Source organism: Ancylobacter pratisalsi (genome assembly GCF_010669125.1).
In the GTDB taxonomy this organism is placed as follows: domain Bacteria; phylum Pseudomonadota; class Alphaproteobacteria; order Rhizobiales; family Xanthobacteraceae; genus Ancylobacter; species Ancylobacter pratisalsi.
In genome coordinates this window covers 4,325,516-4,339,551 of the sequence record NZ_CP048630.1, presented here as the reverse complement: position 1 = coordinate 4,339,551, position 14,036 = coordinate 4,325,516, and the positions used below count along the sequence as shown (strand labels likewise).

At 66.3% G+C, this 14,036-nt stretch carries 15 protein-coding genes; 5 read left to right on the top strand and 10 right to left on the bottom strand.

Annotated elements, in window-relative coordinates; translation table 11 throughout:
• Positions 1 to 193 precede the first annotated feature (193 nt).
• The 3 genes from G3A50_RS20230 to G3A50_RS20220 all read right to left on the bottom strand — a co-directional run bounded on the left by G3A50_RS20230 (position 194) and on the right by G3A50_RS20220 (position 3,392).
• The gene (locus tag G3A50_RS20230) at positions 194 to 943 is read right to left on the bottom strand and encodes an SDR family oxidoreductase (protein WP_163076915.1); all 750 of its coding nucleotides are present in this window, start codon (positions 941 to 943) and stop codon (positions 194 to 196) included.
• A gap of 140 nt (positions 944 to 1,083) precedes the next feature.
• Entirely contained in the window at positions 1,084 to 2,052 is a 969-nt protein-coding gene (locus tag G3A50_RS20225; protein WP_246251928.1) for an AraC family transcriptional regulator, read from the bottom strand.
• Between the two features lie 260 nt (positions 2,053 to 2,312).
• Entirely contained in the window at positions 2,313 to 3,392 is a 1,080-nt protein-coding gene (locus tag G3A50_RS20220) for a GlxA family transcriptional regulator (RefSeq protein ID WP_163076914.1), read from the bottom strand.
• 86 nt (positions 3,393 to 3,478) lie between these two features.
• Here G3A50_RS20220 and G3A50_RS20215 point away from each other — a divergent pair, with 86 nt between their 5' ends.
• The 5 genes from G3A50_RS20215 (at position 3,479) to G3A50_RS20195 (ending at position 8,423) form a co-directional block, all read left to right on the top strand.
• Positions 3,479 to 4,519 (top strand): ABC transporter substrate-binding protein, encoded by a 1,041-nt coding sequence (locus tag G3A50_RS20215; RefSeq protein ID WP_163076913.1) that lies wholly within the window; start codon positions 3,479 to 3,481, stop codon positions 4,517 to 4,519.
• 194 nt (positions 4,520 to 4,713) lie between these two features.
• Positions 4,714 to 5,757 carry an ABC transporter ATP-binding protein gene (locus tag G3A50_RS20210; protein ID WP_163076912.1) on the top strand — a complete coding sequence of 348 codons (1,044 nt, stop codon included), beginning with the start codon at positions 4,714 to 4,716 and terminating at the stop codon, positions 5,755 to 5,757.
• A gap of 5 nt (positions 5,758 to 5,762) precedes the next feature.
• On the top strand, positions 5,763 to 6,602 hold the full coding sequence (locus tag G3A50_RS20205; protein WP_246251925.1) for an ABC transporter permease: 840 nt from the start codon (positions 5,763 to 5,765) through the stop codon (positions 6,600 to 6,602).
• Entirely contained in the window at positions 6,599 to 7,390 is a 792-nt protein-coding gene (locus tag G3A50_RS20200; RefSeq protein WP_163076910.1) for an ABC transporter permease, read from the top strand. The genes G3A50_RS20205 and G3A50_RS20200 overlap by 4 nt, the downstream gene beginning before the upstream one ends.
• Positions 7,391 to 7,409: 19 nt before the next feature.
• Positions 7,410 to 8,423 carry a proline racemase family protein gene (locus G3A50_RS20195; protein WP_163076909.1) on the top strand — a complete coding sequence of 338 codons (1,014 nt, stop codon included), beginning with the start codon at positions 7,410 to 7,412 and terminating at the stop codon, positions 8,421 to 8,423.
• Between the two features lie 201 nt (positions 8,424 to 8,624).
• On the opposite strand, the gene G3A50_RS20190 is transcribed toward G3A50_RS20195, so the two are convergent.
• From G3A50_RS20190 to G3A50_RS20160, 7 genes are all read right to left on the bottom strand, one after another.
• Positions 8,625 to 8,804, bottom strand: coding sequence for a hypothetical protein (locus tag G3A50_RS20190; RefSeq protein ID WP_163076908.1), 180 nt, complete (start codon positions 8,802 to 8,804; stop codon positions 8,625 to 8,627).
• Between the two features lie 95 nt (positions 8,805 to 8,899).
• Positions 8,900 to 9,934, bottom strand: coding sequence for a YncE family protein (locus G3A50_RS20185; protein ID WP_163076907.1), 1,035 nt, complete (start codon positions 9,932 to 9,934; stop codon positions 8,900 to 8,902).
• Positions 9,931 to 10,479 (bottom strand): SRPBCC family protein, encoded by a 549-nt coding sequence (locus tag G3A50_RS20180; RefSeq protein WP_163076906.1) that lies wholly within the window; start codon positions 10,477 to 10,479, stop codon positions 9,931 to 9,933. Before G3A50_RS20180 ends, G3A50_RS20185 begins: the two co-directional genes overlap by 4 nt.
• Entirely contained in the window at positions 10,476 to 11,498 is a 1,023-nt protein-coding gene (locus G3A50_RS20175) for a vWA domain-containing protein (RefSeq protein WP_163076905.1), read from the bottom strand. The genes G3A50_RS20180 and G3A50_RS20175 overlap by 4 nt, the downstream gene beginning before the upstream one ends.
• Positions 11,495 to 12,070 carry a hypothetical protein gene (locus G3A50_RS20170; RefSeq protein ID WP_163076904.1) on the bottom strand — a complete coding sequence of 192 codons (576 nt, stop codon included), beginning with the start codon at positions 12,068 to 12,070 and terminating at the stop codon, positions 11,495 to 11,497. Before G3A50_RS20170 ends, G3A50_RS20175 begins: the two co-directional genes overlap by 4 nt.
• A complete protein-coding gene (locus G3A50_RS20165) occupies positions 12,067 to 13,131 on the bottom strand; it encodes a vWA domain-containing protein (RefSeq protein ID WP_163076903.1) in 1,065 nt (354 codons plus the stop codon). Before G3A50_RS20165 ends, G3A50_RS20170 begins: the two co-directional genes overlap by 4 nt.
• The gene (locus tag G3A50_RS20160; protein ID WP_163076902.1) at positions 13,128 to 14,036 is read right to left on the bottom strand and encodes a nonribosomal peptide synthetase MxaA; all 909 of its coding nucleotides are present in this window, start codon (positions 14,034 to 14,036) and stop codon (positions 13,128 to 13,130) included. Before G3A50_RS20160 ends, G3A50_RS20165 begins: the two co-directional genes overlap by 4 nt.

Genomic DNA, 14,036 nt, shown 5'->3' with positions numbered 1-14,036 from the left:
GCTATAGCGTAGACGCAGTTCTCATCTTGGTCGCTCGCGGCCCGGCAACTCCCTCAGATGAAGCACTTGGCGAACATTTTCCTACAAAATGCTGCCGTTTTTCCTCTCGGACATATGGGTTTCCGGCGACGCTGACTGGACGAGGCGCCGCCGGTTGTTCATTCCAAACTGTGAAATCGAACCTGATCCGATCTCAGCAACGGCGTGCTGCAAAGAGAGACACAGCATCGGCCCCAGCCGGAAATTGCAGCCGGCCGGACGTGTCGTGAACGGCGGCCCAGACCGCCTCTGCGACATCCGTCTCCTTCGTCGTCAGCGCCGGCTTTGCAAAGCCTTCGAAAATCGGTGCCGCGAAACCGGCATAGGCCGGAGGGATAAGATCTTCGACGTTCAAATCCGCGTTTTGCGCGAAGCGCGTCGTTGGGGCGTATCCCGGCTCCACCAGCCTGGCGCGGACATCGAAATGGGCGAGTTCGTGGTCGAGCGAGCCGGTGAAGCCCTCAATAGCCTGCTTGCTGGCGGTATATGCCGCCGCAAGCGGCATGGCGGCGAGCGTGACGCTCGATGTTACATTGACGATGATGCCGGAGCGGCGTTCGCGCATCTGCGGAATGACGGCTTGGCACATTGCCATGACTCCGAAAGTGTTGGTGTCGAACACTCTGCGGATCTGTGCCATCGGCGTCGCTTCAAACGCTCCGACCACGCCAATGCCGGCATTGTTGACAAGCACGTCAATCGGTCCCGCAGCCGCGACGGCTGCGGCGATACTGTCCTCCTTCGTCACGTCCAGCGGCAGGATACGCAGGTCGCGCGATGCCGGTAGAATCGTGTCGTCGGGGCGGCGCATGGTCGCGACGACATTCCAGCCCTTGTCGAGGAAATGACGCGCCATCTCCAGGCCGTAGCCCGAGGATGTGCCGGTGATCATGATCGTCTGCATGGGCCTCTCCATTCGCTTTCGAATGGCCCCCTGATAGGCTCACATGGCAAGACGATATATAATTTATAATCCAGTTATTGTTCGCTGTCGTCCAGATCGAGGCTGGCGGTGGATGCCGACGCAATTCCGTCTGATCGACCCTATGCGGTATCCTCGAGCCCGCTGGTTCGGGCGAACCGTCCCGGCGGACAACCCAGCCGCTTGCGAAACGCCGTGCTGAAGGCGCTCGCGGATTCATAGCCGATGTCCTCGGCAATCCGGTCGAGCGTCTTTGCGCCGCGCAGCAAGGCGTCTTTCGCCAGCGCCATCCGCCACCGGGTGAGATATTCGATCGGCCCGCAACCAAGGACGGCGCCAAAGCGCGCGGCGAAGGTCGAGCGAGACTGCGCGGCGATTTGAGCGAGGCCTGCGACCGTCCAATCAGCGCGCACGTCGGCGTGAATGGCACGCAGGACACGCGCCAGGGCTGGATCGCGCAGACCGGTGAGAAGGCCGACGCGCGCGTCATCGGGCGTGACACCCGGCCAGCGTAGCGCTTCGACGAGCAGCACCTCGAGCATGCGCTGGAGGATCATATCCTTGCCCGGCTCATCGCCGCTGCATTCCTCCATGATGAGGTCGATCACCCGGCCAAGCCGCACCGATCGCCCGGCCGAGTGCGGGATGTGGATCATACGCGGCAGCAGCGCGAGCACGAGCGGGGCATTGATCGCCTCAATGCGGAATGTCCCGCCGAGCGCCTCGAACTCGGGCGCGCCATGCTGTTCACCATGGCGGACCGGCACATCCATCGGATCGCGCTGCTCGCAGGCGATGCCCGGATGACTGCTCAAGGTGAAGGACGGCGTGGATGGAAGGAGAAGAAAGCTACCCTTTTCCAACTTCCAGGGTTCCTCTCCTTCAAACGCGATCCAGCACGAACCCCTCAGAATGATCGTGAAGCCGGGGGCATCGTGGGGCGCGTAGCGAACACCCCATTCGCCCCGCCCGGTGATGGGCTTGGAGATGGCGGTGTTCGGCCGCAGCAGGGCTATAATATCGCTCAGAGGATCCAATTTGGACGGTCCGAAATAATTTCCAGCAGGAATATGTTTATCCGTCTCGCCCAATTTGTCCATCCGCCGTCGGCGGCGCTAGAGGGCGACAGCGTCGACACGGTGCTCATCTTGGTCAGGCGTGGCCGCCATTCCAGTTCCAAAGTGCGCGCGTCTAGGGTCGGGCTTTCGACGCCGAGCAGGCCGCCATTCGAGCGGATCGTATGGCCGGCAGGAAGCGCCCGAAAGGATCCGGCCGGAAGTGATCCACCGGTGTCCTGCACGGCAACGGTGCCGCCCCCTTGTTGTCGGAGCCGGCTTCGCCACCCGGCGCGCTACGCACTGCCTGACACGACTGCCGTGGCTTTGCGCGATGTGAGGCGATCCGCACGATACTGCCGGGGCGAGACACCGTAGGCATTGCGGAACTCGCGCGAGAAATGGGCCGCGTCCGAGAAACCGCAGTCAAAGGCGATCTCGGTGATCGAGCGCGGGCTGTTTTCCAGCATCCAGCAGGCGTAATCCTTGCGCAGCTGTCGCTGGAAGGCGGCGGGCGCGATGCCGAGCGCCGAACTGAAGGCCCGCTCCAGCTGGCGGCTCGAACAGCCGACATAGCGGGCGATGGCGTCTATCGAGGGCGGATCGTCCAGCCGCTGCTCCATGAAATGAACCGCCTGATGCACGCGCGCATCGGCGACCTTTGCGAGATCGGCGAAGAAGTGCGGCTGCGGCAGCGAAGACGGACGCATGCCCTGCAACATCATGTGACGCACGGCCTGGTTCGCCTTGGCTGCTCCGCAATGACGGGTGACCAGATAGAGGCCGAGGTCGATGGCGGCGGTGGAACCCGCGCAGGAGAGCAGGTCGCCCTCATCCACGAACAGCTTGTCGGTTACCGCCTTCAGTGTCGGGAACTGCGACTGGAACGCTTCCAGCACGTTCCAGTGGATGCAGACGGTCCGACTTTCCCCGAGCCCCGCCTGCGCGATGGCGAAGGTGCCGGTGCACACGCCGATAAGCCGCACACGCCCCTCGGCCGCCCGGCGAAGATAGTCCAGCAGGGCCGGGGGGTGATGTTCGTTGAGATAGTCGTTCCCGCCGCACACGGCGATGTAGTCAAACTGCGCCGGGTCGAGCAGCGGGGAGCTGTCGGAAATGACCACACCGCAGCTCGCGCGGCGGGGCGTGCCATCCAGGCTCATCACCACCCATGACGCATGAATCTGCCGGCTCCGTCCGCCATGGTCCGCCGCGAGGCGCAGGGCGTCGATGAGCCCGCCGAAGGCCGCGAGAGTGAACTGGTCGAGCAGCACGAAGCCGATGCGTAGCGGCGAGGTACGGGCCGACGCGGCGGGAGTGCCTCCCGTTTCCGCACGATCGGCAGGTGAGGATGGCGTATGCAGCATGTCGCCCATATCAAAGTTTCTGGCCCGATCCTGCAAGCCGTCGCTGCGTCAGATGGCGATTATGACGCCGCCTGCACATGAGGGGAGAAAACAACATGGCACGCTTCCATGGTCTTGTTACGGCATCGGCGTTCGCGCTGGCCGCCGCCATTGCGCCGGCATCGGCGCAGGACGCTCTGCATGTCGCCTGGTACGGCGGCAACTGGGGCGACGCCTTCAAAGCCTGCGTCGCCGATCCTTTCACCAAGGCGACCGGTGTCACCGTCATTCCGGAGGTCGGCACCTCCACCGTCACGCTTGCCAAGCTCCAGCAGCAGAAGGAGGCTCCCACCATCGACGTCGCGTGGATGGACGGCGGCGTAAGCGAGCTGGCGGAAGCCGCGGGCGTGCTGGAGCCGATCACCGAGGCGGGCGTGCCGAACCTCGCCGGCACTCTGCCGGAGGCCGTCTATAAGAACGACAGCGGAATTTATAGTGTCGGTACAGGCTATTATTCGCTGGGCCTCACCTACAACACCAAGGAAATCAAGCAGGCGCCGACGTCCTGGAACGATCTGTGGAAGCCCGAATATGCCGACGCGGTGACGATACCCTCTCCGGCCAACTCCTCGGGCGTACCGTTCCTGTTTTTCCTGCACAAGATCTGGAATGCGCCCGCCGGCGATTTCGCTCCGGTCTTCGCCAAGATCAAGGAATTGAAGCCGGCGCTGTTCTTCGACAGCTCGGGCGCGGCCTCCAACGCGTTCCAGAGCGGCGAGGCGATCATCGGCGCGCATTTCAATGTCGGTGCCTTTGATCTCATCGCCAAGGGCCTGCCGATCGGCTTCGCCGTACCCAAGGAAGGCGTATGGGCGACCGATGCGCGCCTCCATCTGGTGAAGAACGCCCCGCACAAGGAAATGGCGCAGGCGTTCATCAACACCGCCCTGACGCCCAGTGCCTCGCAGTGCCTCGCCGAGAAGCTGTTCCTCGGCCCCTCGGTGAAGGGCGTCACCGTTTCTCCCGAGACGGCACGCAAGCTGCCATGGGGCGAGAATGGTTCGGTGGCGAACCTCTACCTGCTGAACTGGACCGAAGTGAACGCCAAACGCGCCGAACTCGTTGACACCTGGAACCGCGAGATCGCCCGCAAATAGGCCCCGTGCACGCTCCTTCCGGGCCGGGAAGGCCCGGCAGGAGCGCCGCACGCGACTTTATTGGCCCCAGAGACGCCTGTTTGAATCCGGCATTGCGAGCCATCCGCGCAGGCTCTCTGGCGTAATCTGGCTTCGCTGATACGGGACGGCCTCCTTTCAGGCGACCGTCCGCCTCTCCCGCCAGGACATGACTCGTGCAGCCACTTCTCTCCATCGAATCCGTTTCGAAGCGCTTCGCGGCGCATCAGGCGTTGCGGGACATCGACCTGAGCGTCGATGCGGGCGAGTTCATCGCCCTGCTTGGACCCAGCGGCTGCGGAAAGACCACGCTGCTGCGCTGCATCGCCGGCTTCCTGATGCCCGACAGCGGCCGCATCGTGATCGACGGCGAGAACATCACCAGCGCACCGCCCCATCGCCGGCCGCTGAACACCGTTTTCCAGAGCTATGCTCTGTTTCCCCATATGAGCGTGCTGGACAATGTCGCCTATGGCCCCCGCCGCGCCGGCGTCGGCAGGGCTGAAGCCCATGCCCGTGCCTGCGACGCGCTGGATCTGGTGGGCCTTGGCGAAATGGGCCCGCGCCTGCCGCGTGAACTGTCAGGTGGCCAGCAGCAGCGTGTGGCGCTGGCGCGCGCCATCGTGAACCGACCCAAATTGCTGTTGCTGGACGAGCCGCTGAGCGCGCTTGATCTCAAGCTGCGCCGCCGCATGCAGGTCGAGCTCAAGCATATCCAGGAAAAGCTGGGCATTGCCTTCATCTTCGTCACTCACGATCAGGAGGAGGCCATGGCCATGGCCGACCGGATCGTGGTGATGAATGCCGGCCGCGTGGAACAGATCGGCACGCCATCGCAGATCTACCGGGCGCCCGTCTCCCGCTTCGTGGCCGAGTTCGTCGGCGAGCCGAACCTTATCCCCGTGCAGCAGGCAGGGCCGGGGCGGGTGCGCCTGGCCATTGCCGGGCTGGAACTGCCGGCGGCCGATGGCATGCGGTGCGCGATGGTCCGCCCGGAGGACATTTCCCTCATCGAGGGCACGGCGCCGGATGGCATCGCCACGGCTCCGGGCGTGGTGGAGGAGGTGCTTGCCATTGGCCCGATGACGACGCTGCTCGTGCGCTGCGGTGATCTTCAGCTGAAAGTGGCGCGTCTGGGCATGTCGGGAACCGAATTTCCCGCCGGCAGCCCCGTTACCCTCGGCCTGCGCCCGGCCGCGCTGCATCTGATCGCGGAGTGAGGACGGTGATCGCCCCCCGCACCCGATTGGCCCTGCTGCTGTTCGCGCCGCTCGCCTTTTTTGTCGCGTTCTTCCTGACGCCGATGGTGGTGGTCGCGGTCTCCAGCGTCACCGCTGACGATGGCAGCCTTACCGCGGCCCATTACGCGCGAATCCTGCTCGACCAGTATCATTGGGACGTGCTGTGGGTGACGTTCCGCATTGCGCTGGCGACCACGGCGATCTGCATGCTGATCGGCTTTCCGCTCGCCTGGTATCTGGTGCGCATCGTGCGCTGGCGGGCCTGGCGCCGTACCTGCGTCATCCTCATCATCGTGCCGTTGTTCACCTCGAACATCGTGCGCTCCTTCGGCTGGATGGTGCTTTTGGGGCGGACGGGCCTGATCAATCAGGGGCTGCTGGGCCTCGGCCTCACGGAACGCCCGATCCGCCTGCTGGGTACGGAGACCGGCATTCTCATCGGCATGGTCTATATTCTGATGCCCTTCGTCGTGCTCTCGGTCGGCAACGCGCTGGCCAAGATCGACACGGCGTATGAAGAGGCCTCCGCCGATCTCGGCGTCGGGCCGGCGCGCACCTTCTGGTTCGTCACCCTGCCGCTTTGCCTTCCGGGCGCGGTTTCCGGCGCCATCATCGTGTTCGCGCTGGCGGTGAGCGCCTATGTGACGCCGGCCCTGCTTTCCGGCGGACAGATCACCGTCTTTTCCATGCTGATCTTCCAGCAATACTCCTCGGTGTTCGACTTCCACTACGGAGCCGCCCTCAGCGTCACGTTGCTGGTGCTCACCCTGATCCTGGTCACCATCGCCGGACGTATCGGTGACGGGGGGAGGAAAGCGGCATGATCGCGCGCCTGCTCGTCCGCCTCATTGCGCTTGCCGCACTCGTCTATCTGGTGCTGCCCCTCGTCGTGATCATCGGCACCTCGCTGACCGAAACCAGCTATCTGGCGTTCCCGCCGCAGGGGTTCACGCTGAAATGGTTCGGCGTGCTGTTCAACGATCCGTCCTATGTGTCGGCCTTCATTACGTCGACCTTGCTGGCGCTGGCCGCGACAATCGTCGCGGTCCTGCTCGCGGTCCCGGCGAGCCTCGCGCTGGCGCGTTACGTCTTTGCCGGGCGTGCGGCGGTTTCCTCGCTGCTGATGTCGCCGCTTCTGCTTCCCTATGTCGTGCTTGGCGCTGCGCTGATGCAGTTCGGCACGACCATCGGGCTGGTGCGCTCCTTCGAGGCGCTGCTCGTCGGCCATGTGATCATTGTCACGCCCTTCGTGCTGCGCTCGGTGCTCCCGCTGCTCACCCCGGAGCAGCGCGCGCTGGAAGAGGCCTCCATGGACCTCGGCGCCACGCCCCTGGCCACCTTCTTTCTGGTCGTCCTGCCGCAGATCCGCGGCGGCATCGTCTCGGGCGGCCTTCTCGCCTTCATCTCCTCCTGGATCAACGTCGAGCTGTCGATCTTCAACACGACCGCCGCGCTCAACACCATCCCGGTGAAGATGTTCAACTACGTGCAGTACACGATCGATCCGACGATCGCGGCCGTTTCCGCGATCACCATCGTCGCGGCTGCGCTGGTCATCATCCTTCTCGATCTGCTGATGGGGCTCGACATGTTGTCCGAGCGTCATCGGTAATACCAACGGAGCCTTCGCCATGCGCAAGCTGGATAGTTTCGACGTCATTTACACGCATACCGAGGGCGAGCCGCTCTGCATCATCCACAGTGGCATTCCCTATCCGGCGGGCTCCTCGATCATCGAGAAGCGTGCCTTCCTCGAAGCCAATTACGACTGGGTGCGCACCTCGCTCATGCGCGAGCCGCGCGGGCATCGCGACATGTTCGGCGTGTTCCTGACCCCGCCTTCCTCGCCCGACTACGATGCCGGCCTGATCTATATCGACGGCACGCAGTATTCCCACATGTGCGGCCACGGCACGATCGCGGTTGCGATGGCGATGGTGGCCCAAGGGTTCGTGCGGCGCTCGGATGACGGCATCACCAGGATCCGTTTCGAGACCACGGCAGGCCTCGTGCAGGCCGAAGTCGCCACCGAGGGCGACGAGGTGCTGTGGACGCGCTTCGAGAACGTGCCGGCCTATGTGGCGGCGCAGGACATCGCGTTCGACCTTCCCGGCGTTGGCGCGCTGAAGGCCGATATCGTGTGGGGCGGCAACTATTTCGGCATCATCGACCTGCGCGGCACCGCGCTCCGCATCAGTCCGGAGAACGGCTCCGAGCTCTCGCGCCTCGGCATCATGGCCCGTGAGGCGATCCGCGAAAAGGTGAAGATCCAGCATCCGACGGCGGGGCACATCAACAACTTCAACTACGTCACCTTCTGGCACGAGCCGACGATCGAAGGGGCGCTCTACAAGAACGTGCATGTCTTCAGCGCCGGCCAGCTCGATCGCTCGCCCGGCGGCACGGGCACCAGTGCCATGATGGCGATGTTCGAAGCGCGCGGCGTGATGGGCCTCAATCAGCCGATCAAGTCCGAAGGTCTGCTCGGCACCGGCACATTCGAGGGCTGCCTGATCGGCGAGACGAAGCTGAACGACGTGCGTGCGGTGCGTCCGACGGTGAAGGGAACGGCGGGTCTGCTCGGCACGGCGCGGTGGATGATCGATCGCAAGGACCCGGTTGGCGCCGGGTTCCTCGTCGCCTGAACGAGGCAAACCGCGCGCCCGGCCTGCTCGGCCTGGCAGCGCATGACACCGGCGATCGGCGCCTCCGCGGGCGCCGATCTCCACTTAAGCCGCCGTTTGCGGAGAGGAACCAAGTCCTTCCGCTGCCGGGCCATTTCCCGCGCGAGCCGTCGAAAAGCGGGTCTCAGGTAAATTGAGATGGTGTGAGGAGGGCGGCCCGCCCTAACGGAGCCTGGCGATGCCGATGCCGTCCAATTTGGCGCGGTCTTTGATGGACTCTTCGCTCCGCGTCATGGCTTTCGAAATCGCCTTGAGTGCCATGCCCTTCTTGGCGAGCACTTTGAGCTTTTCGAGCTCGTCATGGGTCCAGGGCTGGCGGTGCCGTTCAAATCGCTCGGCCATGATCTGCTCCTAGTCTGGCGGGAAGCCGTCAGCCGACGACCTCGGTCGCGGCCCTTCCTGATCCATCTAAGTGCGCTCAACGTCAACCGGATCAATCAGCCACCCGGCCTCGCAACGGTGGGCAGGGGCGACGTGTCCCGCCCCCTCACATCCGGCAGGAGGATGACGGTACGCGGCCCGGCGCCGACCTTGATCCGCGCCTTGACGGTCCCCGTCTCAAGATCGACCTCGGACACCTCGTCGCCTGCCCAGTCGACCGCAAGCACGGAACTGGCCATGCGAACCGCCAGTCCTTCGGGGAACGAGCCAATGCGAATGCGGTCGGCAACCTCCAGCGAGGCGGCATCCACCACGATCAGCGTGCCGCTCTGCTGGCTGGTGACAAGGATGCGCGCACCATCCGGCGTGACGGCGACGCCATAGGGCATGAGCCCCACCTTCACACGGGCGGTTTCGCGGTGAGTGACCGTGTCCACCACCGAGAGATCGTTGCTGCGTACATTCGCGACATAGAGCCGTCTGCCGTCCGGCGACAGCGCCAGCGCGAAGGGCGCGGTGCCGACGGGTACCGAGGCGGTCCGTGTCATGGCCGCGATATCGACAATGCTGACCGCGTTGCTCTCGCGGGCCGCGACATAGGCGAGCCCGCGCGCCTCGTCGACGACGACATGCGCCGGCGCGCGCCCGACGTCCACGCGTCCGGTCTCGCGGCCGCTCGCCGTATCGACGCGGATCAGCACCTGTCCGTCCCAGTCGGTCACCAGTACCGCCGCCCCGCCCTGGGCAACGGCGAGGCCGAACGGTTCGCGCCCGACGCCGAAGCTCTTCACCCGACCCGTGCCGAGATCGACATGCGACACCAGCCCGAGGTCGGGATGGGACACGTACAGGCCTCGGCCGTCCGGGCTCGCGGCCAGCGACGCGGGCACACGGGGGACGGGGAGGGTGCGGACCACCCGTCCTTGCCCGACATCGACCAATGAGACGACACCCGCCTGTTGCGAGACCACGGCCGCCAGACCGGATCGCCGCGTGTGGGCGGACGCGTCTTCCGCTCCGGCTGGCGCAAGGGTACCCAGGAGGCTCAAGGCCAGCACCGTGATGCCGGCGCGCCGGGCGGAGCCGATCATGGCGTTTCGAGCTTCGCCTTCAATCCCCCGAGCCCTTGGGTGACGAAGGCGGCCATCGCAGCAATGGCTGCGTCGTCGTTCAGCTCCTCCGGAGGATAGTTGCCGGTATCCCCGCGATAGAACCGGGCGCTCCATGCCACCTGGCTCCCTTCGCCGGAGGGAGTGACCTCGATGGTGGCCGTGTAGAAGCTGACGGGTATCGCCTCGACATTCTCGGCGAGCAGGCGCCAGGAAAGCCGCCGCCCGGCGGCGTCACTTTCATCGAGCCCCTCGGTGACGCGACCGCCTTCAAGCACCAGCGTGCGTTCGGCTCCCGCCTCGTCACCGCCTGTGGCCTCCACCTTCTTCACCATCGGATGCCAGTCGCCGATGCGGCCAAAGGCGCTCACCAACGCCCACACCTTGTCGGGCGGGGCGGCGATGATGATGGTCTCATCCGCTTTCTGCGGCGTGGGGCCGTGCGCCGCGAGGGGGACGGCGCTCGCCAGCAGCAGCGCGGCGGCGAGCAGGGATCGGCGCGAGGTCGGGTATCCGCGAGAGTTCATGGCAGGCTTCCATTGTGAAGGGCGGTGAGGCGCCGGCGCCGTCCGCGCGCCAGCCGGAGGAAGAGCGACGCGCTGTAAAGCGCCAAGAGGGCCACCAGAGCAAGCGCTCCGGCGATGGGCGCGGTGTCGACCCTTGTGGTGACGGCGCGCGCGCGTGTGGCCGCGATAACGTCGCCTGCCAGCGAGCCGGGGGCTTCGAGCCGGGCATAGGCGAGCCCTGTCTGGGCGGCCAACGCCCGCAAATGGTCCTCGCGCAGCGCGCTCAGATGCTCCGTGCCACGGGCAGCCTCGCCGCCCCAGGGAGCGTTCCGGGGGTTCCAGCCCTCACGCAGATGCGCGTCCGCCGGCGGCGGACCGCTGCGGTTCTCCTGCGGCACGTCCAATTCGCCGTAGAAGCCGACCTCGCGACCATCCTCGTTGTATTTCGGGATGGGAACCGGATCGGAACCGCCGACCCCGACAATCAGCCCGCGCACCTCGCCCGGCCGCCCGTCAAAGGCGGGCAGGGCGCCGCCGGCCAGCGGGGGCGCCTCATGCCCGTCGGTGAGGAACACCAGATCGGCACCGACCCCTTCCGCCAGCGCGATTCCCGCATGCACGCCCCGCGCGACATAGCTGTCGCCCTCCCACGCCATGCGCCAGTCGAGAGCGGACACCGCCCCGTCCAGCGCGGCGAAATTCGCGCAGACCTCCGTGGGCTCGAACAGCAGGAAGCTGCGCCGTTCGGTGAAGATGCCAAGGCCGAACCGCGAGCCGCAGGGCAGCGCCGCCAGCAGCGCGCGCACGCTGCGCTTGCTGACGTCCAACCGCGATGCCGGACGTCCTTCCAGCACGCCGTCCCGCACATTCATGCTGCCGGTCACGTCGATGACGGTGAGGATGTCGCGCGCGGGACGCAGCCGTTCGATACGCGGCGCCACGAGCGCCACGACCAGCGCCGCCAGCGCAAACCCGATCAGCAGCACGCGCCAGTGACGCGCGCCCCGCTCGCGCATCGCAGAGATGATTGCCCCGCTCATGGCAACCCCCTCGGCAGGCCGGGAAGGTCGGTCCAAAGCCGCTTGGTGACCTCGGGCGGAAGCTCTTCACCCGAGACCTCGATCTGCGGGAAATCCCGCACCAGACGCATGGTGATGTCGAGGTTGTACTTCGCATCCCACAGACCGGGATCGATCGCGAGCGCCCGGCGATACCCCTCCTTGGCGAGCCGCACCAACGGTATCGCTGGGTCGATATTGTTGGATGCCAGCTCGTCCAGCGCGGCGCGCAGCCTTGCATTGGCGAGGTCGATGAGCGCGGCGACGGCAAGCTGGGCGTCATCGCCTATCGCGAGCCGGTTGGCGATGGGCTGCGCCTCGTCCAGGCGGTCGCGGATGGTCAGGAAGTGCAGGCGGGCCAGCTGGAGCGCGCCGGGTGCATTGTCATTAACAGGGACGTCGCGCCCGGCGACCAGCTGGGCGATCGCGGCGTTGGTGCGGTGGTCGAGCGCGGCCCGCGTGCCTTGCCAGCCGGCGAGGAGAAGCGCCACCACCAGCGCCGTCAGGCAGGCTGCCGGGAAAATCTGACGGAGCCACTGGCGGAAGCCGCTCATATTGTCCCCCTGCTGCCGGTGGCGCGGTGCTGCGCCCGCGCGAGCGGGACCGACCGGCCAAGGCGACGTTCCGCCAGCTTGGCGGCGAGCAGGCAGGCCGCACACGCACCGGCCAGGGCGAAGGCTGTACGGCCCAGATCCCGCCGTGGCACGGCCTCGCGGTAGCGGATGGGCCGCGTCTCCTGCCGGTCGATCTCGCTGATGGCCTGTTCGACGGCCTGCGGATTGCCGGCCTCGAAGGCCCGATAGGGCACCCCCAGGCTCTGAAGGAAGAGATGAAGGTGGCGCTCCGGATTGGCCTGCGGAGTGTCCTCGCCGGGCGGCGGCGTCTCGAAGATGCCGGCGGAACCGCGCGAGCGCAGGAAGAGCCAGTACAGATGCACCGGCGTGCGCACCACCGCGTCGCGCAGCGTCTCCTGCACGCGCCGGTCAATCAATGCCGCGCCGTCCGATACCAGCACGATGGCACGGGAGGGTTCGCTGGTGTCATCGGCGAAGGACGAGAGCGCTAGTGCCAGCCCGCGCCCGACATCGGTGAAGGCGAGGCCGGGCCGGTCGATGGCGGCGATGGCCGCTTCGACGGATTCATGATGATCGGTCAGCGGTAGCACCGGCATCGGCGAGGTGGAGAAGGCGGCGACGCCGATTCGGTCGTGGGGGCGACGCTGGACGAAGCCGGTGAGCAGCCGCTTGGCCGCCGCCGATTTTGATTCCTGGTCCCCGCTGGGCGCCTGATCGGCGAAGCTGTTGTCCATGCTGGAGGATCGGTCGAGCAGAAGCACCAGATGCGCGCCCGTGCCCTCTCTCGTCACGAACTGCTCGCTCCGGTGCAGCCCGGCGATGCCGAGCACGATGGCGGCAATAGCGAGCGCGCCAGCCAGCCGCAGGCTCGCGGAGACCAGCCGGGACGGCAGGTCCACCGGCACCAGCGCCATTGATGGCACGACCCCACCTGTCAGCAAGCCCACCAGAAGCGGCAAGAGCGCCAGCGGCAGCGCCAGAAGAACGAGCGGGTGATCGACACCGAAGCCGCCCGGAAGGTCGAAGCCAAGCGCCGTCATGCCGCCATCCGCTCGATGGCGCGCAGACGAGCCGCCAGTTCGGCGAGGCGCTCCGCCGGTAGCTCCTGCTGCGCTGCGCCCGCTTCGGCCGCAAAGAAAACGTCTCGAGAGGCGGTGAACAGCCGGGCGATGTCGTGTCGGGCCGGCTCGAAGCCGGGATGCGCGGCGAGAAAGGCGTCCAGATCCTCGGCAAACACCCGTTCGCCGGCCGTGGCGTCGAAGGCGCGGTGCAGCGCCAGCAGGGCGGTATCGTAATCCGGCGGCGACAATCCCACGGCGGCGCGCACGGAGCGCGCCGCCCTCAAGAAAGGACGGTCGCGGCGGCGATGGAACGGCCACCACCCCCGCTGCCAGCCGATCAGCGCCGCGCCGAGTGCCGCGAGCGCCAAGCCGATGAAGGACAGCATGAGCGCGCGGCGCGTCGCTATGGGGCGGGGCATGATGTCGGGACGCGGCGTCATCGCCTCGCCGGAGCCTCCTGCGATCTCCCGCAGCGGGGACATCACGAAGCTCCACGGCGGGATCGCAAGTTCCACCCGCCGATCGTCGCTGACGGCCGCGAGAGCGAGGGCGGGAATGACCAGCCGCTTGGGTTCGAGCGGGGCGTAAAAGGTCTGGTAGACGAGATCGAGCCTGTAGCGCCGGGCCCCCTCGCGCGTTCCACGATCGGTCAGCCGGACGGCCTTCAGGTCGAGCCAGTAGTCGACCGGGCGCGGCTGGGGCAGGGAGGCCGGGTCGATCTTCAGGGAGGGATCGAGCGCCACATCGGCGCTCAGCGTGATGGTGTCGCCGATGACGTAGCCGAAGGGGCGGGGGGCATAGAGCGTCACATCATCGGCACGCGCCGCGCCCATGGCGGCGAGAAGGCCGACGCCGATGAGCACCCATCTTGCCCGCGCCGCCAT

Bases quoted from the DNA above. Each gene is read 5' to 3' on its own strand.
- G3A50_RS20215 (WP_163076913.1), top strand. From the start codon at position 3,479: ATGGCACGCTTCCATGGTCTTGTTACGGCATCGGCGTTCGCGCTGGCC.
- G3A50_RS20170 (WP_163076904.1), bottom strand. From the start codon at position 12,070: ATGAGCGGCTTCCGCCAGTGGCTCCGTCAGATTTTCCCGGCAGCCTGC.
- G3A50_RS20190 (WP_163076908.1), bottom strand. From the start codon at position 8,804: ATGGCCGAGCGATTTGAACGGCACCGCCAGCCCTGGACCCATGACGAG.
- G3A50_RS20220 (WP_163076914.1), bottom strand. From the start codon at position 3,392: ATGGGCGACATGCTGCATACGCCATCCTCACCTGCCGATCGTGCGGAA.
- G3A50_RS20185 (WP_163076907.1), bottom strand. From the start codon at position 9,934: ATGATCGGCTCCGCCCGGCGCGCCGGCATCACGGTGCTGGCCTTGAGC.
- G3A50_RS20165 (WP_163076903.1), bottom strand. From the start codon at position 13,131: ATGACGGCGCTTGGCTTCGACCTTCCGGGCGGCTTCGGTGTCGATCAC.
- G3A50_RS20175 (WP_163076905.1), bottom strand. From the start codon at position 11,498: ATGAGCGGGGCAATCATCTCTGCGATGCGCGAGCGGGGCGCGCGTCAC.
- G3A50_RS20230 (WP_163076915.1), bottom strand. From the start codon at position 943: ATGCAGACGATCATGATCACCGGCACATCCTCGGGCTACGGCCTGGAG.
- G3A50_RS20160 (WP_163076902.1), bottom strand. From the start codon at position 14,036: ATGGCGGCGCGGGCAAGATGGGTGCTCATCGGCGTCGGCCTTCTCGCC.
- G3A50_RS20195 (WP_163076909.1), top strand. From the start codon at position 7,410: ATGCGCAAGCTGGATAGTTTCGACGTCATTTACACGCATACCGAGGGC.
- G3A50_RS20180 (WP_163076906.1), bottom strand. From the start codon at position 10,479: ATGAACTCTCGCGGATACCCGACCTCGCGCCGATCCCTGCTCGCCGCC.
- G3A50_RS20200 (WP_163076910.1), top strand. From the start codon at position 6,599: ATGATCGCGCGCCTGCTCGTCCGCCTCATTGCGCTTGCCGCACTCGTC.